Here is a 17169-nt window from a genome sequence, read left to right on the forward strand (position 1 = left end):
CGAGGCGATCCTTGCAGATCGCCCGGCGATTGGCCAGCGACGGCCCTACCCCGCCTGGCGCGGCGGGGCGCGGTCCTCGTCGATGCGCGGCAGCAGCCAGGCCAGCAGGCCGGCGAGCGGCAGGAAGGAGCAGATGCGGTAGACCTCCTCGATGCCGATGCTGTCGGCGAGGCCGCCGAGGATGGCGGCGGCGATGCCGCCGAGGCCGAAATTCAGGCCGTAGAACAGCCCGCCGATCAGCCCGATGCGGTTGGGAACCAGCTCCATCGCGTAGATCATGATCGAGGCGAAGGCGCTCGCCATGATCAGGTTGATGAGGATCGTCAGCACGCCCGTCCAGAAGAAATCGGCATAGGGCAGGATGAGCGTCAGCGGCAGCGGGCCGAGAACGGAAATCCAGATGATGCGGTAGCGCCCGATCCTGTCGCCGACGATGCCGCCGATCAGCGCGCCTGCGGCCGCGGCGACCAGGAAGACGAACAGCATCACCTGCGAGGTCTGGATCGAGACGCCGAAGCGGTCGATCAGGTAGAAGGTGTAGAACGAGCGGAAGCTCTCGCCATAGGCGTTCTTGGAGAACATCAGCAGCGTGAGCACGGTCAGGCCGAGCGCGATGGTCGCGCCCGAATGGCGCGCATGCGTCTTCGCCGCGCCCGACAGCGCCGCGCGCGCCGCCTCGATCTCCCTGCGGATCTCAGTATGCTTGCCCGCGGTCCAGACCATCAGCGTCATCGCCAGCAGCGCGAGGACCGAGAACCAGGCGAGGCTTTCCTGCCCGCGCGGCACGATGATGATCGCCGCCAGCAGCGGGCCGATCGCGCCGCCGGCCTGGCCGCCGACCTGGAACAGCCCCTGCGCCAGACCCTGCCGGCCGCCCGAGGCGTAGCGCGCCATGCGCGTCGCTTCCGGATGGAAGATCGACGAGCCCACGCCGATGCACGCCACCGAGACGAGGATGAGCGTGTAGCTCGACGCGTAGGCGAGGCCGACGAGCCCGGCGAGCGTGAACATCATCCCCACCACGGTGGAATAGGGCATGGGATGCTTGTCGGTGACGTAGCCGACGACGGGCTGCAGCAGCGAGCCGGCGATCTGGAACGTCAGCGTGATCATGCCGATCTGCACGAAATCGAGCGCGTAGCTGTCCTTGATGATCGGATAGATCGCCGGGATCAGCGACTGCATCAGGTCGTTGAGCAGATGCGTCGCGCTCAGGATCAGGAGGACGGCGAGATGGGTCTTGGGGCGGGCGGCAGTGGAGGCGGGCGCGTTCATGTCTGGCTCTTCAGGGGATTACGACCCCCTATACAGCCAGACACGGCGCAGCGCGAGCTTCCAGAACGGGCGGCTGATTGTGTCAGCCGCCCGGCCGGCCCGGTTTACTGGAGCCGGCTCTCGCGCCGCAGCGCGACGAAGGCGGAGACCGTCATCAGAAGCAGCAGCAGCGCGAAGGGGAAGCCGGTGGCGATGGCCCCGGCCTGCAGCGCGGCCAGCCCGCCGCCGAGCAGCAGCACGATGGCCACCAGCCCCTCGAAGACCGCCCAGAACACGCGCTGCGCCACCGGCGCGTCGATCTTGCCGCCGGCGGTGATCGTGTCGATCACCAGCGAGCCGGAATCCGACGAGGTGACGAAGAACATCACCACCAGCACGATGCCGAGTGGGGCGAGCACGCTCGACAGAGGCAGCGGCTCCAGCATGCGGAACAGCGACATCTCCGGGACGTAGGCGACGACGGTTTCCTGCACGCCGGTATAGCCGTCGGCGAGGAACTGCTCGATGGCGCCGCCGCCGAAGGCCGACATCCAGATCACCGAGACGATGGTCGGGATGATCAGCACACAGGTCACGAACTCGCGCACCGTGCGGCCGCGCGAGATGCGGGCGATGAACATGCCGACGAAGGGCGACCAGGAGATCCACCACGCCCAGTAGAAAGTCGTCCAGCCGTGGATGAAGTCGGTGTCCTCGCGGCCGATCCAGTTCGACAGCGCCGGCAGGGCCGCGACATAGTCGACGGCGCTGGCGGCGGCGGTCGACAGGATCGCCAGCGTCGGCCCGAGCACGATCACCGCCAGCAGCAGCAGGACCGCGAGCAGCATGTTCAGCTCCGACAGCCGCCGCACGCCCTTGTCCATCCCCGAGACCACCGAGCCGAGCGCGACGGCGGTGATGCCGACGATCAGCAGCACGGCCATGTTGACCGTGTTGGGCACGCCGTAGAGATGGTTGAGACCCGCCAGCGCCTGCGACGCGCCAAAGCCCAGCGAGGTGGCCAGCCCGAACAGCGTCGCGAACACGGCGAGGATGTCGATGATGTGGCCGGTCCAGCCGCGGATGCGCTCGCCGAAGATCGGGTAGAAGGCCGAGCGGATCGACAGCGGCAGGCCGAGATTGTAGGCGGCCAGCGCCAGCGACAGCGACACGACCGCATAGATCGCCCACGGATGCAGGCCCCAATGGTAGATCGTCGCCGCCATGCCCATGGCGCGCGCGGCCTCGACCGCCTCCGGCACCAGCGCGCCGTCGACCACCGGCGGCGCGAGGCCGAGCGGCGGATGGTTGAAGTGGTACATCGGCTCCAGCACGCCGAAGAACATCAGGCCGATGCCCATGCCGGCGGCGAACAGCATGGCGAACCACGTCGCGTAGGAATAGTCGGGCCGGGCCGCCGCGCCGCCGATCCGCACCTTGCCGAGCGGGGTGACGATGAGCACGAGGCAGAACAGCACGAAGATATTGGCCGCGGCCATGAACACCCAGTCGAAGGTGGTGGTCAGCCACACGCGCAGACCGCCCAGCACCTCGCCCGCGCTCTCGCGGAAGATCAGCGTGACGACGACGAAGACCACCGCGCCGAGGCCGGAGATGGCGAAGACCGGATTGTGGATGTCGAGCCCATGAACAGGATGTTGTCCTGTCCAGGCTCGATTCCGTGCTCCTCCTGCTTCGGTGCCTGCACGTCGCTCATGGGTGTCCTCCTCGGTGTTCCTGCCTGCCCTCCAGCCGGGTCAGGTCGCCTCTCCTCATGCGTTCCCCCACGAAAAGGATACAGGCGGCCGGGACGGCGCGGGAGGCCTGATAGCGACGCGCAAGCGACGCAAAGGAAGCGAATGCCGGCTTGCGCCGCCGCATTCCGCCCTCGACGGGACTCGGGCATGGAAATCGGCGTCCCGCCTACGGCTGCCGCAAAACCGATGGAATCGCCCGGTTGAAATCGGCGAGGCGGTCGCGCACGATGCGATCGGGTTTGGACGACCGGGTTTCCGGGCGACCGGGTTTCGGGCGGGTTGGCGATGGCGGCACGGTTTTCTTTCACGGCGGGCGTGTTGCTCGCGCGTTCCCTCGGGGCGGCGATGCTGGCGGCCGGCGCGGCGATCCTGCCGGCGCAGGCGCAGGACGGCTTCCGCTGGGTGGCCGAGCCCCGCTTCGAGGACGCCGGCGCGGCCTTCGGCGGCGTGGTGCCGCTGCGCGAGGGCGAGCGCTGGGGCCTGATGGGCGCGGACGGCGCATGGGCGGCGCAGCCGATGTTCGAGGCGGTGGGCCGCAGCGGAGGCGAGCGCATCGCCGTGCGCCTCGCCGGCAAGTGGGGCGTCGCCGACGCCGCCGGCCGGCTGGTCGTGCCGCCGCTCTACGACGAGATCGGCACGCCCTCCGAGGTGACGCCCGTGCGGCTGGACGGGCGCTGGATCGCGCTCGACGGCGCCGGCGCGCAGCTTCAGGGCGACATCCCCATCGACACGCTCGCCGGCAATGACGGCACCTGCATCGCCGGCCTGAAGGACGGCGTGCCGGTGGTGGACGAGCGCGGCGGCACGCCGCGCGTCACCGTCGGCGACAGGCCGGCCGCCATCCGCCGCCCGTCCGAGGGGCGCGTCGCGGTCGAGCAGGGCGACGGCTGGGGTGACGTCTATTGCGGCGCGCCGAGCCTTCAGGCCCATCCGACCTTCGAGGAATTGCGGCCGTTCTCCAACGATTTCGCCGCCGCGCGGCGCGACGGCGTCTGGGGCTACATCTCGCGCTACAGCACCTCGTGGGAGTTCACGCCGCGCTTCACCGCCGCGCGGGAGTTCGCCGACGGCCTCGCCCCCGTCCAGATCGAGGGCGGCCTGTGGGGCTACGTCAACCCGTTCGGCGACATGGCGATCGAGGCGCGCTTCACCGAGGCCTACAGCTTCTCCGACGGGCTCGCCGGCATCCGCGACGGCGAGCTGCGCGGCTTCGTCGCTACCGACGGCACGGTCGCGGTCGCGCCGCAGTTCGAGGATTTCTGGCGTCACGCGCGGGGCCTCGCCCCGGTCAAGCTCGGCGGCCTGTGGGGCGTCATCGCGCCGGACGCCACCGCCGCGCCCGGCCATCTCGACCTGCCGCTGGCCGCCCTGCGCGCCGAGGGGCCGGCGCAGGCGGAATTCTCCGTCCTCCCCTCGGTGCCGCATCTTTACTTCACGCAGGACTACGCCTCGTTCCACAGCCTGTGGGCCGACCCGGCGGGCGAGTTGCTCGTCACCACGCTGAACGAGCCGCAGGGCGAGATCGAGGTTGGCGTCTGGGACCTGCGCAGCGGCCGGCTGGTGCGCAAGGTCGCCGCGCCCGAGGCGAGCCAGTCGCTGATGCTGCCCGGCAACGACCTCCTCGCCATCGGCCTGCGCACCGGGCATCTGGCGCTCACCGACCCGGTGAGCGGGCGCGAGCGCCACCGGCTGAAGCCGTTCGACGGCGCCGTCATCGCGCTCGCCTCGTCGGCCGACGGCAGGCTCCTTGCCGGCACGGACGGCGCCCGCATCGCGATCTGGTCGCAGGAAAGCGGCGCGCTCCTTCACCGCTTCGACGGCAAGGCCGTGGCGCTCAGTTTCTCCGCCGACGGCAGCCAGCTCTTCGGCGGCACCCGCTATGGCGGCATGACGATATGGCAGACCGATACCGGCGCGCCGTTCCTCGCCTTGCCCGACCAGCCGCTGGAGGGCGAGACCGTCTGGGATTCCGAGGGTCTCAGCGCGGCGGTCCCCACCGTCGCCGTCTCGCAGGACGGCGCGGTCGCCGCGCTGCGCACCGTCTCGCTTCAGGGCGCGGACGGCTTCTTCGCCACCTCCCACTCGGTCACGCTGACGCGGCCGACCGCGCGGCGGACGATCCCGATCGACCCGCCGCTGCGCGACATTCTCGGCCTTTCCCTCTCCGGCGACGGCGCGCTGCTCGCCTTGTCGGGCCTCACCCCCGACGGCGACGAGACCACGGTGCTCGATCTCTACGACGCGGCAAGCGGCGAGCGGATCGCCCGCCATTCGCTGTGGGAGGCGGCGGACGCCGAGGGCCGCGCCATCGACAGACTGATTGTCTCGGCCGACCGGCTGGGCTTCCTGCCCGACGGCGACCTGATGATCGTCGGCGAGGGCGGGCAGGACATCCTGCGCATCGAGCCGCGCTCCGGCCGCGTCGAGGCGGTGATCGGCGAGCCGCTCGCCTTCCTCGCCACGCCCCAGAACGGCGGCGGGCAGAAGCTCTTCCTGTTCGAGGGGGACGAAGGCACGGTCGCGCTGTTCGACCTCGCCACCGGTGAGCTGCGCCGTCTTGCGCAATTCGGCGGCTTTTCCACTGAGACCCTGTTCTACGAGATCGACGACATGCTGGTCATCCACGACGTCGTCTTCGACAGGCTGGTGGCGCTCGACGCCGCCACCTTCGCGGAGCGCGCCCTGACGCCCGAGGAGCATGCCGCGCTGCTGCCGCGGCTCGACGCGCTATGGAACGTAGAGATCACGCCCGAGCTCACCGCGCGCTTCCAGTCGCCTCCGGGCGTGCGCGAGGCCGGGCACGTCGTCGACGGCGGGCGCATCGGCGTGGTCCGCGACGAGGACAACAGCCTGCGCGTCTTCGACCTCGAGCGGCAGGAGCTGCTGGTGCGGCTGATGATGACCCGCGCCGGCGAATGGGTGGCGCTGACGCCCGAGGGCTTCTTCGCCGGCACGGCCGAGGGCGCGAAGATGGTGTCCGTCGCCCACGGGCTCGGCGCGTTCTCCATCGACCAGGTCTATCAGGCGCTCTACCGGCCCGACCTCGTGCGCGAGAAGCTGGCCGGCGACCCGGACGGCCTCGTCGCCGCGGCGGCGGGGCAGCTCAACCTTGCCGTGGTGCTCGATTCCGGCCCCGCGCCGCGCATCCGCTTCGACGGCCTGCCGCAGCGCGGCGAGGCGGCCGACGAGGTGATCGAGATGCGCGCCTCGCTGTTCGACGCCGGCGGCGGCATCGGCCGCGTCGAGTGGCGCGTCAACGGCCGCACGGTCGACGTGCGCGCCCGCGGGGCGGCGCCGATCGCGCCGTCCGGCGGCCATGAGGTCGCGGCACGGCTGGTGCTCGACCCCGGCGACAACCTGGTCGAGCTCGTCGCCTACAACGCCGCCGACCTGATCGCCTCGCCGCCGGCGACGGCGCTGGTGCGGTGGGACGGCGTCGCCAGCAGCGAGCCGCCGCGGCTGCACGTCCTCACCGTCGGCGTCAACGACTATGCGGACGGGCGGCTGAAGCTCAACTTCGCCGCCGCCGACGCCAGGGCCCTCGCCGCGGCGATGACGCAGACGGGCGAGGCCATCTACGCCTCGGTCGAGGTGACGACGCTGCTCGATAACGAGGTGACGGCGGCGGGGCTGGAGGCCGCGTTCGCGGGCCTGTCGCAGGCCGTGCAGCCGCAGGACGTGTTCGTCTTCTTCCTCGCCGGCCACGGCAAGACGCTGGAGGGCGAGTATTTCTACCTGCCGCAGGATTTCCGCTTCGCCGGCGGCGATCCGGTGCGCGAGTTCGGGCTGGGCCAGGACCGGCTCCAGGAATGGGTGGCGCGGATCGCGGCGCGCAAGTCGGTGCTGATCTTCGACACCTGCGAGAGCGGGTCGCTGACGCTCGCCGGCCTGCGCGGCGTCGACGCGGCGCTGGCGCAGTCGGCGGCGGTGGCGCGGCTGACCCGGGCGACCGGCCGCACCATCCTGTCGGCCGCCACCGACACCGAGCCGGCGCTGGAGGGCTATCGCGGCCACGGCGTGCTCACCTACGCGCTGCTCGACGGCTTCGACGCCGCCGACGCAAACGCCAACGGCACCATCGAGGTGACGGAGCTCGCCGCCTTCGTCGACGCGCAGGTGCCCGACATCAGCACCCGCGCCTTCGGCTTCCGGCAGGTGCCGCAGATGTCGATCCGCGGCAGCGACTTCCCCGTGGTGCGCCAGTCGAGGGTGCTGGCCGGCGGCGAGCCCGCCGCGCCGCGCTATCCCGAGACGATCACCCATGTCGCGACCGGCGGCACGGTCGTCCACGACGCACCGGGCGGCAACCCGGTGATGGAGGTGCCGGCCGGCGTCTTCTTCGGCGTCCACCTGATCGCCGAGGAAGGCGGCTGGGCGCATGTCGCCCGCGAGGGGCTGGCGCTCGGCTATGTCCGCTCCGAGGCGCTGATGCGCCTGCAATACGCGTCCGCCCCGGCGTGGCGGGCTACAGCCTGACGAGCGACTGGTGGGCGCAGCGGAACGAGCCGCCGACGCGATAGACCGCCTCGTAGGGCGTGCGGATCACCTCGATGCCGCGCCGCTTCAATTCGCCGGCCACGAAATCGTGCGGCTCCTCCGAGGGCATCATCACCGTGCGCTCGTCGAGGACGAGGTTGTTGCAGGCGAGATGGCGCTTGGCCGCCTCCTTGCCGACGACGATGCGGTCCCAGTCGCGGATATGCGCCGGCAGTCCCTCGACGAACGCCTCCTCGCAGGCCACGACCAACCCCTCGCGCGGCGTCATCAGCACGCAGTCGAGATGCGGGAACAGCCCGTCGAGCCGCACCATCTCGACGTCGTACTCGCCGCCGAGCGCGTGCTGGAGCCAGCGCGCGCCTTCCGGGTTGGAGCAGTTGCCCGAGTGGCCGACGAGGATCTTCCTGCCGAGGACGAAGATGTCACCGCCCTCGAGATAGCCCCAGCCGGGGCCCTCGGCGCTGTCGTCCGCCCCCGAATCCGGCTGGGCGAAATAGCGCGCCCCGCGCTCCATGGTCGAGGCGAGGATGTGGCGGACGGAAAAGCGCTGGCGGCGGTGGAACAGCGAGCGCGGCGCCAGCTCGATGACGTTGTTGCCGATGGTGACGAACGGGTCGCGCAGCCACGGGGTCATGCAGCCGTGATGCTCGCCGCGGGGGAAGGAAAGGTTCGCCTCGCTGACCATGGCCGGCTGCTGCACGACGACGCCGAGGCTCTTCAGAATATCGACCGCGCCGTCGACCTGCGCCTTGAAGGCGGCGAAGTAGTCGGCGTCGGCCTCGGCGACGTGACGCCCCTGGTTGGCGACCCAGAAGCGCTCGAAGTCGCCATAGGCGCGCGCCTTGGAGTCGGCGAGGAACTTCGGGATGATGAACTGCTCGGCCCAGCCGTAGACGCATTCCTTCAACGCGCCCCACTCGGCGCTGACGCCGACGGGAAGCTGGCCACTCGCGGTGTTGTGCATTCCATTCTCCTGCTTGGGCATCGCGCGCGGCTCACCGCATCTCGCGATCGTAGGGTTTTCCCGCCGCGGCGGGCGGGCGGGCCTGACCGATCAGCCCGACGAGGGCGAGGATGGCGATCAGATAGGGGAGCGCGGCGAAGATCTGGTACGGCACCTCGGGGTGCTGGAACTGCATGCGCAGCTGCAACGCGTCGAGAAGGCCGAACAGCAGGCAGGCGAGCAGCGCCAGCACAGGATTCCAGCGCCCGAGCACGATGGCGGCGAGGCCGATGAAGCCCTTGCCCGCGCTCATGTTGTCGGAGAACAGGAAGATCTGCGACAGGACGAGATAGGCCCCGCCCAGCGCGCAGATCGTCGACCCGGCGATGACGCACAGATAGCGCAGGGTGAAGACCGGCACGCCCGCCGCGTCGGCCGCGCCGGGGTTCTCGCCGATGGCGCGGATGTTCAGCCCGAGCTGGGTGCGGAACAGCACCACCTGCGTCACCACGACGACGGCGAGCATCAGGTAGAACAGGAGGTCCTGGTTGAACAGCACCCGCCCGACGACGGGGATGTCGGCAAGATAAGGAATCGCGACCGGCATGAAGCCTTCGAGCATCAGGCTGTTGCCGCCGCCCTCGAAGGCGATGCGCGACATGAACGAGGTGAAGCCGATCGAGAACAGGATGATGGCGATGCCGACGACGATCTGGTTGACGCGCAGGGTGATCGAGACATAGGCGAGCAGCACGCCCGACGCCGCGCCGACGAACAGGGTCGCGGCGAGGCCGCCGAAGGCGTTGCCGGTCAGGTGGGCGCCGAGCGCGGCGGCGAACGCGCCGAGCAGGAGCTGGCCTTCGAGCGCGATGTTGAAGACGCCGGCGCGCTCGCAGATCAGTCCGCCGATGGCGGCGAAGACGAGCGGCACCGACAGGCGCAGCCCCGTCGCCAGAAACTCGCCGAGCTGGAAGGCGTTGAAGAGGAAATCGAACATCATGCCTTCTCCGCTTGGGCCGCGACGGCGGGCGCCTTGGCCGCGCGCCGGCCGGGCCGGTAGCGGAAGGCGAGTCCGACGGCGACGAACAGGACGATCAGCCCCTGCAGCGCCTCGACCATGGTGGTGTCGACCCCGACCGCGCGCTGCATGATGCCGGCGCCGGATTGCAGGCCGGCGAGGAACAGCGCCGCCAGCACGGCAAAGAGCGGGCTGAGGCCGGCGAGGAAGGCGACGATGATGCCCTGCAGCCCGTAGCCGGGGCTGAAATGGTCGAACAGGCGGTATTTCAGGCCGATGACCTCGAACGTGCCGGCAAGGCCGGCCATCGCCCCGCCGATCAGGAACGAGGTGACGATCAGCCGGCGCACCCCGAGCCCGGAATAGGTGGCGACCGTTGGGTTGTGGCCGACGATCTCGATCGACTGGCCGAGCGTCGAGCGCTTCATGACGAGCGCGAGCACGAGCGCGGCGGCGACGGACAGGAGGATGCCGAGATGGGCCTGCGTCTGCGGCATGAACACCGGCAGCGCCCGCTCGGCCGCGATCTCGCGCGAGTAGGGATAGGGCGCGCCCGGCTCCATCAGCCACGAATGGATGATGACGCCGACGGCGTAGATGGCGACATGAGACATCAGCAGCGAGGTGATGATCTCGTTGACGCCGCGATAGGCGCGCAGCAGCGCCGGGATCAGCGCCCACAGCGCGCCGCCGAGCGCGCCGGCGAGGATGGTGAGGACGATGGCGAGCGGGGCCGGGATGAAGTCAGGCAGATAGAGTGCAGCGACGGTGCCGAACAGCGCGCCGATATAGATCTGGCCCTCGCCGCCGATGTTGAACAGGCCCGCGCGCAACGGCACGATGACCGCGAGTCCGGCGAGCAGAAGCGGCGACATGCGCACCAGCGTGCTGCCGAGGCCGTAATAGTCGAGGAAGGCGCCGGAGAAGAGCGCCGCATAGGTGTCGATCGGGTTGGCGCCCGCCAGCAGCACCAGCCCCGCGCCGACGACGAGCGCGGCGAGGATCGCCCAAACGCTCTTCAGCATGTAGGCCAGCCGCAGGACGGTCCCGGACACGGAATTCCCGGACATGGAGTTCCCGGACGTGGAATTCATTGGGCTACCCCCGCCATCATGAGGCCGAGCCGCTGCGAGGTGGCCTCGCCGCGCGCGATGTTGCCGACCACCTTGCCCTTGGAGATCACCGCGACCCGGTCGGCGACCTGGAGCAGGTCCTCCAGCTCCGTCGAGATGTAGAGGATGGCGCAGCCGCGCTCGCGCTGGGCGAGCAGCGTCTTCTGCACGAACTCTATCGCCCCGATGTCGAGGCCCTTGGTCGGCTGCGAGACGACGAGGACGTCGGGCTCGTCCTCGATCTCGCGCGCGAGGATGATCTTCTGCTGGTTGCCGCCGGAAAGGTCGCGCACGGCCTGCGCGATGCCGCGCATGCGCACGTCGTAGCGCCGGGCGAGGTCCTTCGCATGGCTGTCGATGGCGGCGAAGTTCATCCAGCCCGCGCGCGAGAACGGCCTGGAGCGGAAGCTCCGCAGCACCATGTTCAGCGCGACGCTACTGTCGAGGTCGAGGCCCATGCGCTGCCGGTCCTCCGGCACGAAGCCCATGCGCAGCCTGTTCTTGCGCGCGGCGGGGCCGAAGCCGCGCACGTCGGTGCCGTCGATCTCGATCGAGCCGCCGGCGATCGCGCACACGCCGCCGATGGCCTCGGCGAGCTCCTTCTGGCCGTTACCGTCGACGCCGGCGAGGCCGAGTATCTCACCCTGGCGCACCTCGAGCGAGAGGCCGTCGACGGCGGCAAGGCCGCGCTCGCCCATGACGGTGAGGTCGCTGATCCTCAGCATGGTCCTGCCGGGATTGGCCGGCGACTTGGTCAGCTCCGAGGTGATGTCGCGGCCGACCATCAGCCGCGCCAGCTCGCGCGCGTCGGTGTCGGCGGTCCGCATCGTCGCCACCACCTTGCCGGCGCGCATCACGGTGATGTCGTCCGACATGCTCAGCACCTCGTCGAACTTGTGGGTGATGAGGATGATGGTGCGGCCGCTCTCCTTCAGCCGGCGCAGGAGGGCGAAGAACGGGCCGACCTCGCTCGGCGTCAGCACGCTGGTCGGCTCGTCGAGGATGAGCAGGTCGGCGTTGCGGTAGAGCAGCTTCAGGATCTCGACCCGCTGCTGCATGCCGACCGGCAGCCGCCAGACCGGCTCGTCGGGATCGATCTCGAAGCCCAGCTCGGCGGCGAGCTCGACGATGCGGGCGCGGTGGCGCTGAAGGTCGAGAAAGCCGCTTCCCGGCAGGCCGATGACGATGTTCTCGACCACGGTCATGGTGTCGACCTGCTTGAAATGCTGGTGGACCATGCCGATGCCGAGGGCCAGCGCATGGCGCGGGCTGGCAATCCCGGCCTCCCGGCCGCGGACGAGGATCGTTCCCGCGTCGGGCTGGTAGAGGCCGTAGATGATGTTCATCAGCGTCGACTTGCCGGCGCCGTTCTCGCCGAGGATGGCATGCACCGACCCTTCGGCGACGGAGACGTCGACCGCGTCGTTGGCGCAGAACGTCCCGAAGCGCTTGACGACGCCGCGCAGCGCCAGGCGATAGTGCTTGTCGTTCGGCAGGGTCATGGTCCTTCCTTCACGCGAAGGGCGAGCGAAAGGGCGGCCGTCCTCGCGAAAGGCCGCCCCTTGCGTCTTCCGGCGGTGGCTACTGCGCCGCGCCGGGCTTGAGCGAGCCGTCCTTCATCGCGGCGATGGCCGCCTCGACCTGCGCCTTGACCTCGTCGGACACGCCGGCGTTGAAGCCGCCGAGCTTGCCGGCGTCGGTGCCGATGCCGAAGCGGTAGTCGTGCGCCTCGAGCTCGCCCTTCTTGGCGAGGTCGATCGCCATGTAGAGCGCGCCGCCGAAATCGAGGATGGTCGAGACGAGGTTCTCGTCCGGGTACGGGATCGACAGGTCGGAGACGACGCCGACGACATGGACGGAGCGCTGCTTGGCCGCCTGCACCACGCCGAGGAAGCCGCCGTCGAGATAGGGCAGCATCACGTCCGCGCCCTGCGAGACCATGTTGAGGCTCGCCTCCTTGGCCTTGGCGATGTCGGCCCAGTCGTTGGTGTAGGCGATCAGCACCTTGCCGTCGGGATTGGCCGCCTCGACGCCGGCGCGGTAGCCGGCGACGATCTGGTCGAAGGCCGGCACCTGCTGGGCCGACAGCGCGCCGACGATGCCGCTCTTGCTCATGTGGCCGGCGGTGAGGCCGAGGACGTAGCCGAACTGCTCGTTCTCGAAATTGATGGTCGCGACGCCCTCGGTCGGCGCGCCGTTCAGCACCAGCACCTTGGCGTCCGGGAACTGCGCGGCGACGCGCTTGGCGGCGTCGGTGTACTCGGCGCCGGCGCCGACGATGACGTTGTAGCCGCGCCGGGCGTAGTCGGACATCACCTCGACCTGCGAAGGCTGCGGCACCTTCTCGGTATAGGCGGTCTCGACGCCGAGCTCGCCCTTGATCCGCTCGATGCCCTCGAAGACGTTCTGGTTGAACGCCTTGTCGTTGACGAGGCCCGGCAGGATGACCGCGACCTTGAGGTCGTCGGCCTGGACGGCGGTGGCCATGACGGAGGCAGCGCCCAGGACGAGCCCTGCCAGCATTCCAGCTATCTTTCGAGACATTTCGTTCCTCATTGTTTTGCGTGTGACGCGTTCGATTGGGGCATGATCGTCATCTGAATTCCGCGCTCACCGCGGTGCTGACGAGATCGACGAACTCTTCGACCAGGAGCTTGCCGATCTCGGCGGTGGCCGGCTTGCCCGACGAGAGGCAGCCGGAGGCGGGAACCCAGTCCGGCCTGACCGGGAACAGGTCGTAGGGCGGGAAGTCGGGCAGCGCCTCGTCGGGGATCTTCGAGACGTCGACGAGGTCCGGGTAGCAGTAGAGCATCATCGCGGTCTCGAGGATGCCGCCATGCTCGAGGTCGAGGCCGGGGAAGCTGACGCCGGCATAGGCCTTTTCCATCGTCTCGGGACTGATGCGCTCGGCATAGAGCATCTTGAGGATGCGCAGGTCGCGAACGCCGCGCGCCTCGAGGTCGCGCTGGGCGCGGTAGCAGGCCTCGTCGAGGAAGAAGCGGTTCTCGAAATGCCCGTCGATGACGGCGATCTTGCGCGCGCCGTGGCGGCCGAGCTCGCACAGCACATCGTAGGTCATGGCGATCAGCGTCTCGGCGTTGAGGCTGGTGGTGCCGCAGCGGTGCGGGCCGCCGCCGGTGCGCACCTGCGAGCGCGCCGCATACATCACCGGCGGGGCGACGACGCCGCCGACGCGCTCGGCGGCGCGGCGCGCCATGTAGGTCGCCATCATCCAGTCGGTTCCCAGCGGCAGGTGATAGCCGTGCTGCTCGACCGCGCCGACCGGGACGAAGACGATGGCGTCCTCCTCGGCGATGCGGCGCTGGTACTCGTTCCACGGGATTTCCGACATCATGACGCTGGCGGACATTGCGCTCTCCTTCACGAACGGGCGGCGCGGGCGTCGAGCGCCGCCACCGCTTTCTGGTGATCCTCGATGGCGAGGTCGAAAATGCGCCCGTACCCGCCGACCCGGTCGGGAAGGCCGGCAAGGCGCAGGCAGTCCCATACCATCGCCTGGTTGCTGGCGATGACGGGCTTGCCCAGCTCGTCCTCTATTTCCTGGATCACGTCCACCGCGCGCAACGCGCCGCAGCAGATGACCACCGCGTCCGCGTCGGGCCTGTCGACGGAGCGGGCATAGGATTTGATGAAGGCCGGGTCGACGAGGTCGATGTCGGTGTTGGACCTCAAGTTCATGCCCTGGAACTCGACGATCTCGAAGCCGGCATTGCCGAGGAAGCGGTGAACGACCGTGTTGATCTCGTCGATATAGGGCGTGGCGACCGCGATCCTGCGCGCGCCGAGCGCCTCGACGGCCCGCACGACGCCGGTGATGACGGTGGTGGGCGCGGCCGCCGCGTGCGCATCGCGCAGCATGCGCATGCATTCCTTCTCGCCGATGACCATCGCCCCGCTGTTGCAGGTGTAGCAGAGCACGTCCGGCTTGTCGTAGGGCAGGAGAAGCCGCGCCGTGTCGCCGATGGCCGGCGCCATCGTCACCAGCGTCTCGAGCGTGGCGTCGTTCGACATGGCGATGCGGGCGAAATGGATGCCGACCCCGTCGGGCACCATGCGGAACACGTCGCCCTCGACGGTCTGCTCCATGGCGAGGACGACGAAGCCGAGCTTCGCGCGCCAGTGGCGGCCCCGGTCGAAGCTGACCTCGACAGGGCGTGACCGGACTTGCCCGGCTTGGTTCATCGTCTTCCTCCCAGACTGTCGCCCGTCGCGTCCTCGCGCGGCGGGCGGGAATGCGGCTTGCCCCGTTCGTCAGTTGCGGATCAGGGGCTGGTGAGCGCAGCGGAACGAGCCTCCCGCCATGCTCGGCACCCGGTACGGAATGCGGATCACCTCGAACGTGCGGGCGGTGAGCGCCTGCGCGATCGGGTCGAGCGCCTCCTCGGCCGCGACCACCACGGTCCTGTCGTCGAGGACGAGGTTGTTGCAGGCCATGTGCGCCTTGGCCAGCGCCTTCGGCACGGGGACGACGTCCCAGTCGCGCATGAAGCCGGGCAAGCCCTCGGGCAGCGCCTCGACGCAGGCCACGGCGACGCCCTCGCGCGGGGTCATCAGCACGCAGTCGAGATGCGGGAACATCGGGTCGATCTTGACCGTGCGGACGCGATAGTCGCCGCCGAGCGCATGCTGGAGCCAGCGCGCGCCCTCGGGATTGCTGCACCCGCCCGAATTGCCGACGAGGACGTCGCGGCCGAGCACGAAGACGTCGCCGCCCTCGAGATAGCCCCAGCCCGGCGCGTCGACGTAATCGTCGGCGCCGCTGTCCGGCTGGGCGAAATAGCGCGCGCCGCGCTCCATGGTCGCGGCGAGGATGTGGCGGACGGAAAAGCGCTGGCGGCGATGGAAGAGCGAGCGCGGCGCAAGCTCGATCACGTTGTTGCCGATGGTGGCGAAGGGGTCGCGCAGCCACGGGGTGACGACGCCGTGGTCCTCGCCGCGCGGGAATTTCCGGTTCTGCGCGCTGATCTTGCCGGCGACATGGACACGCACGCCGAGGCTTTCGAGCAGCGCGATCGCGCCGCGGATCTGGCCGCTCATCTCGGCGAACAGCTCCGGCCATGCGTCCTTGAGGTCGCGGCCCTGGTTCTTCGCCCAGAATTGGCCGAACTCGCCCTGCGCGCGCAGCTTGCTGTCGTCGAGGAACACCGGCAGGACGAAGGTGTCGGGCGAGCCGTAGACGCACTCCCTCAGGGTCGCCCATTCCGATTCGACGCAGATCGGCGCGTCATGCGCTGCGAGCGGCGGCCACGCGGCTTCGCCCATAAAGGTCTCCTTCCCGGCTTGACGGACCGGCGGGATGTTAGCCAGCGCCACGAAGGGCAACAGAACAAATCTTGCAATCACATTTGCGCAAACGGGAAAGCTAGGGCCGCCGGCCGGAACCGCCGGGCCGGAAGCCGGTCAGGTCTTGCGCAGCCGCGTCAGCAGGGCGCTGATCACCCGCTTGTCGGCGGCGTCGCGCCGGTAGACCAGGTGGAACTGGGCGATCACCGGCGTGTCGGGGGTGACGATCTCGATCAGGTCGCCCGAGCCGACGCGCTCGACGAAATGCGAGGGAAGCAGCGCGCAGCCCACCCCGGCCAGCACCGAGGCGAGCACCGATTCCAGCGTGCTGCCGCGCGCCGCGACATGCAGCGGGTACTTGTGCTCGAAGGAGCTGAACACGTCCGTCCGATAGGCGCGGGAGATGTAGGGCACCGTCGGCGTTTCCGAGCCCCAGCTGCTGCGCACCATGTCGTGCGCCGCCTCCAGATGCGGCGAGTGCCGCGACATGTAGAGCCGCTGCTCCTCGACGAAGGCGGGCTCGTAGATCAGCGGCTCCAGCTTCTCCGGCTGGCCGGTGATGGCGAAATCGAGCTTGCGCTCGCGCACCTGCACGTCGATCAGCGAGACGGTGTGGACGCTGACATTGATCAGCATGTCGGGAAAGAGCCGGTGCATCTCGGACAGCGCGTCGACGACGCCGGCCTGCGGATTGGTGATCACGTTGTCGATGACGCCGAGGCTGAACGTGCCGCCGAGCGTCTGGCGCGTACTCTGGATGCGCTGCTCGAAGGAATGCAGGTCCGACAGGAGCTGCGTCGCGGCGCTGTGGACGTCCTCGCCCTGCGGCGTCAGCGCAAAGCCCGAGCGGCCGCGCCGGCACAGCTCGATCCCCAGCCGCGTCTCCAGCGCGGAAAGATCGCGGCTGACGCTCGAAAGGCTCGACCCGGTGCGGTAGGCGGCGGCCGAGACGCCGCCATATTCGACCACGGCGAGGAACGTCCGCAATTGCTTGATGTCGAAATTCGAGACGGCGAAACGGCTCATGGCGGCGCTCACTTGCGGGAAATTGCAAGTGAGCTAAGCATCTTCATCCTTCTTCCGCAACCGGGCCGGCCCTATCGTCGCGCAGGACGCAGCGGGCGTCGACGCGGCGGGCCTTCTGGGCCATGAATGGCCGCGCCGGCACCGGAAAGGCGCTCCGGCGGGACGGGGCGGGAGGACGACACTTGCGATTTTCGGCATCTTTTCCACCGGCGACGGCCCTGCCCCGGAACCACTCTGCCCGCTCCATCCTCCCTCCGG

General features: G+C 69.5%; 11 protein-coding genes and 1 pseudogene. 1 reads left to right on the plus strand and 11 read right to left on the minus strand.

The window, feature by feature from the left end; genetic code table 11:
• Positions 1 to 45: 45 nt before the first annotated feature.
• Positions 46 to 1275, minus strand: a complete 1230-nt coding sequence (locus M9945_RS20845; protein WP_367946072.1) for an MFS transporter — start codon at positions 1273 to 1275, stop codon at positions 46 to 48.
• Positions 1276 to 1379: 104 nt separating this feature from the next.
• A pseudogene (locus M9945_RS20850) lies at positions 1380 to 2971 on the minus strand (BCCT family transporter).
• 358 nt (positions 2972 to 3329) lie between these two features.
• Between M9945_RS20850 and M9945_RS20855 the strand changes: the two are divergent.
• Positions 3330 to 7487 (plus strand): WG repeat-containing protein, encoded by a 4158-nt coding sequence (locus tag M9945_RS20855; protein ID WP_367946073.1) that lies wholly within the window; start codon positions 3330 to 3332, stop codon positions 7485 to 7487.
• On the opposite strand, the gene M9945_RS20860 is transcribed toward M9945_RS20855, so the two are convergent.
• The 9 genes from M9945_RS20860 to M9945_RS20900 form a co-directional block, all read right to left on the minus strand.
• A complete protein-coding gene (locus tag M9945_RS20860) occupies positions 7477 to 8472 on the minus strand; it encodes a hypothetical protein (protein ID WP_367946074.1) in 996 nt (331 codons plus the stop codon). The genes M9945_RS20855 and M9945_RS20860 overlap by 11 nt on opposite strands.
• Before the next feature lie 31 nt (positions 8473 to 8503).
• Complete coding sequence (locus M9945_RS20865; RefSeq protein ID WP_367946075.1) at positions 8504 to 9451, minus strand: ABC transporter permease; 948 nt, start codon at positions 9449 to 9451, stop codon at positions 8504 to 8506.
• Positions 9448 to 10524 carry an ABC transporter permease gene (locus M9945_RS20870; protein ID WP_367946076.1) on the minus strand — a complete coding sequence of 359 codons (1077 nt, stop codon included), beginning with the start codon at positions 10522 to 10524 and terminating at the stop codon, positions 9448 to 9450. Before M9945_RS20870 ends, M9945_RS20865 begins: the two co-directional genes overlap by 4 nt.
• Before the next feature lie 35 nt (positions 10525 to 10559).
• Positions 10560 to 12083, minus strand: coding sequence for an ABC transporter ATP-binding protein (locus M9945_RS20875; RefSeq protein WP_367946077.1), 1524 nt, complete (start codon positions 12081 to 12083; stop codon positions 10560 to 10562).
• 79 nt (positions 12084 to 12162) lie between these two features.
• A complete protein-coding gene (locus M9945_RS20880; protein ID WP_367946078.1) occupies positions 12163 to 13104 on the minus strand; it encodes a BMP family protein in 942 nt (313 codons plus the stop codon).
• Positions 13105 to 13174: 70 nt separating this feature from the next.
• A complete protein-coding gene (locus tag M9945_RS20885) occupies positions 13175 to 13951 on the minus strand; it encodes a creatininase (protein WP_367928365.1) in 777 nt (258 codons plus the stop codon).
• Positions 13952 to 13962: 11 nt separating this feature from the next.
• Positions 13963 to 14784, minus strand: a complete 822-nt coding sequence (locus M9945_RS20890) for an arylmalonate decarboxylase (protein WP_367946079.1) — start codon at positions 14782 to 14784, stop codon at positions 13963 to 13965.
• Positions 14785 to 14853: 69 nt separating this feature from the next.
• On the minus strand, positions 14854 to 15864 hold the full coding sequence (locus M9945_RS20895; RefSeq protein ID WP_367946080.1) for a hypothetical protein: 1011 nt from the start codon (positions 15862 to 15864) through the stop codon (positions 14854 to 14856).
• A 138-nt stretch (positions 15865 to 16002) separates the two neighbouring features.
• Positions 16003 to 16911, minus strand: coding sequence for a LysR family transcriptional regulator (locus M9945_RS20900; RefSeq protein ID WP_367946081.1), 909 nt, complete (start codon positions 16909 to 16911; stop codon positions 16003 to 16005).
• Positions 16912 to 17169 lie beyond the last annotated feature (258 nt).

This window comes from Aquamicrobium sp. (genome assembly GCF_023954335.1).
In the GTDB taxonomy this organism is placed as follows: domain Bacteria; phylum Pseudomonadota; class Alphaproteobacteria; order Rhizobiales; family Rhizobiaceae; genus Aerobium.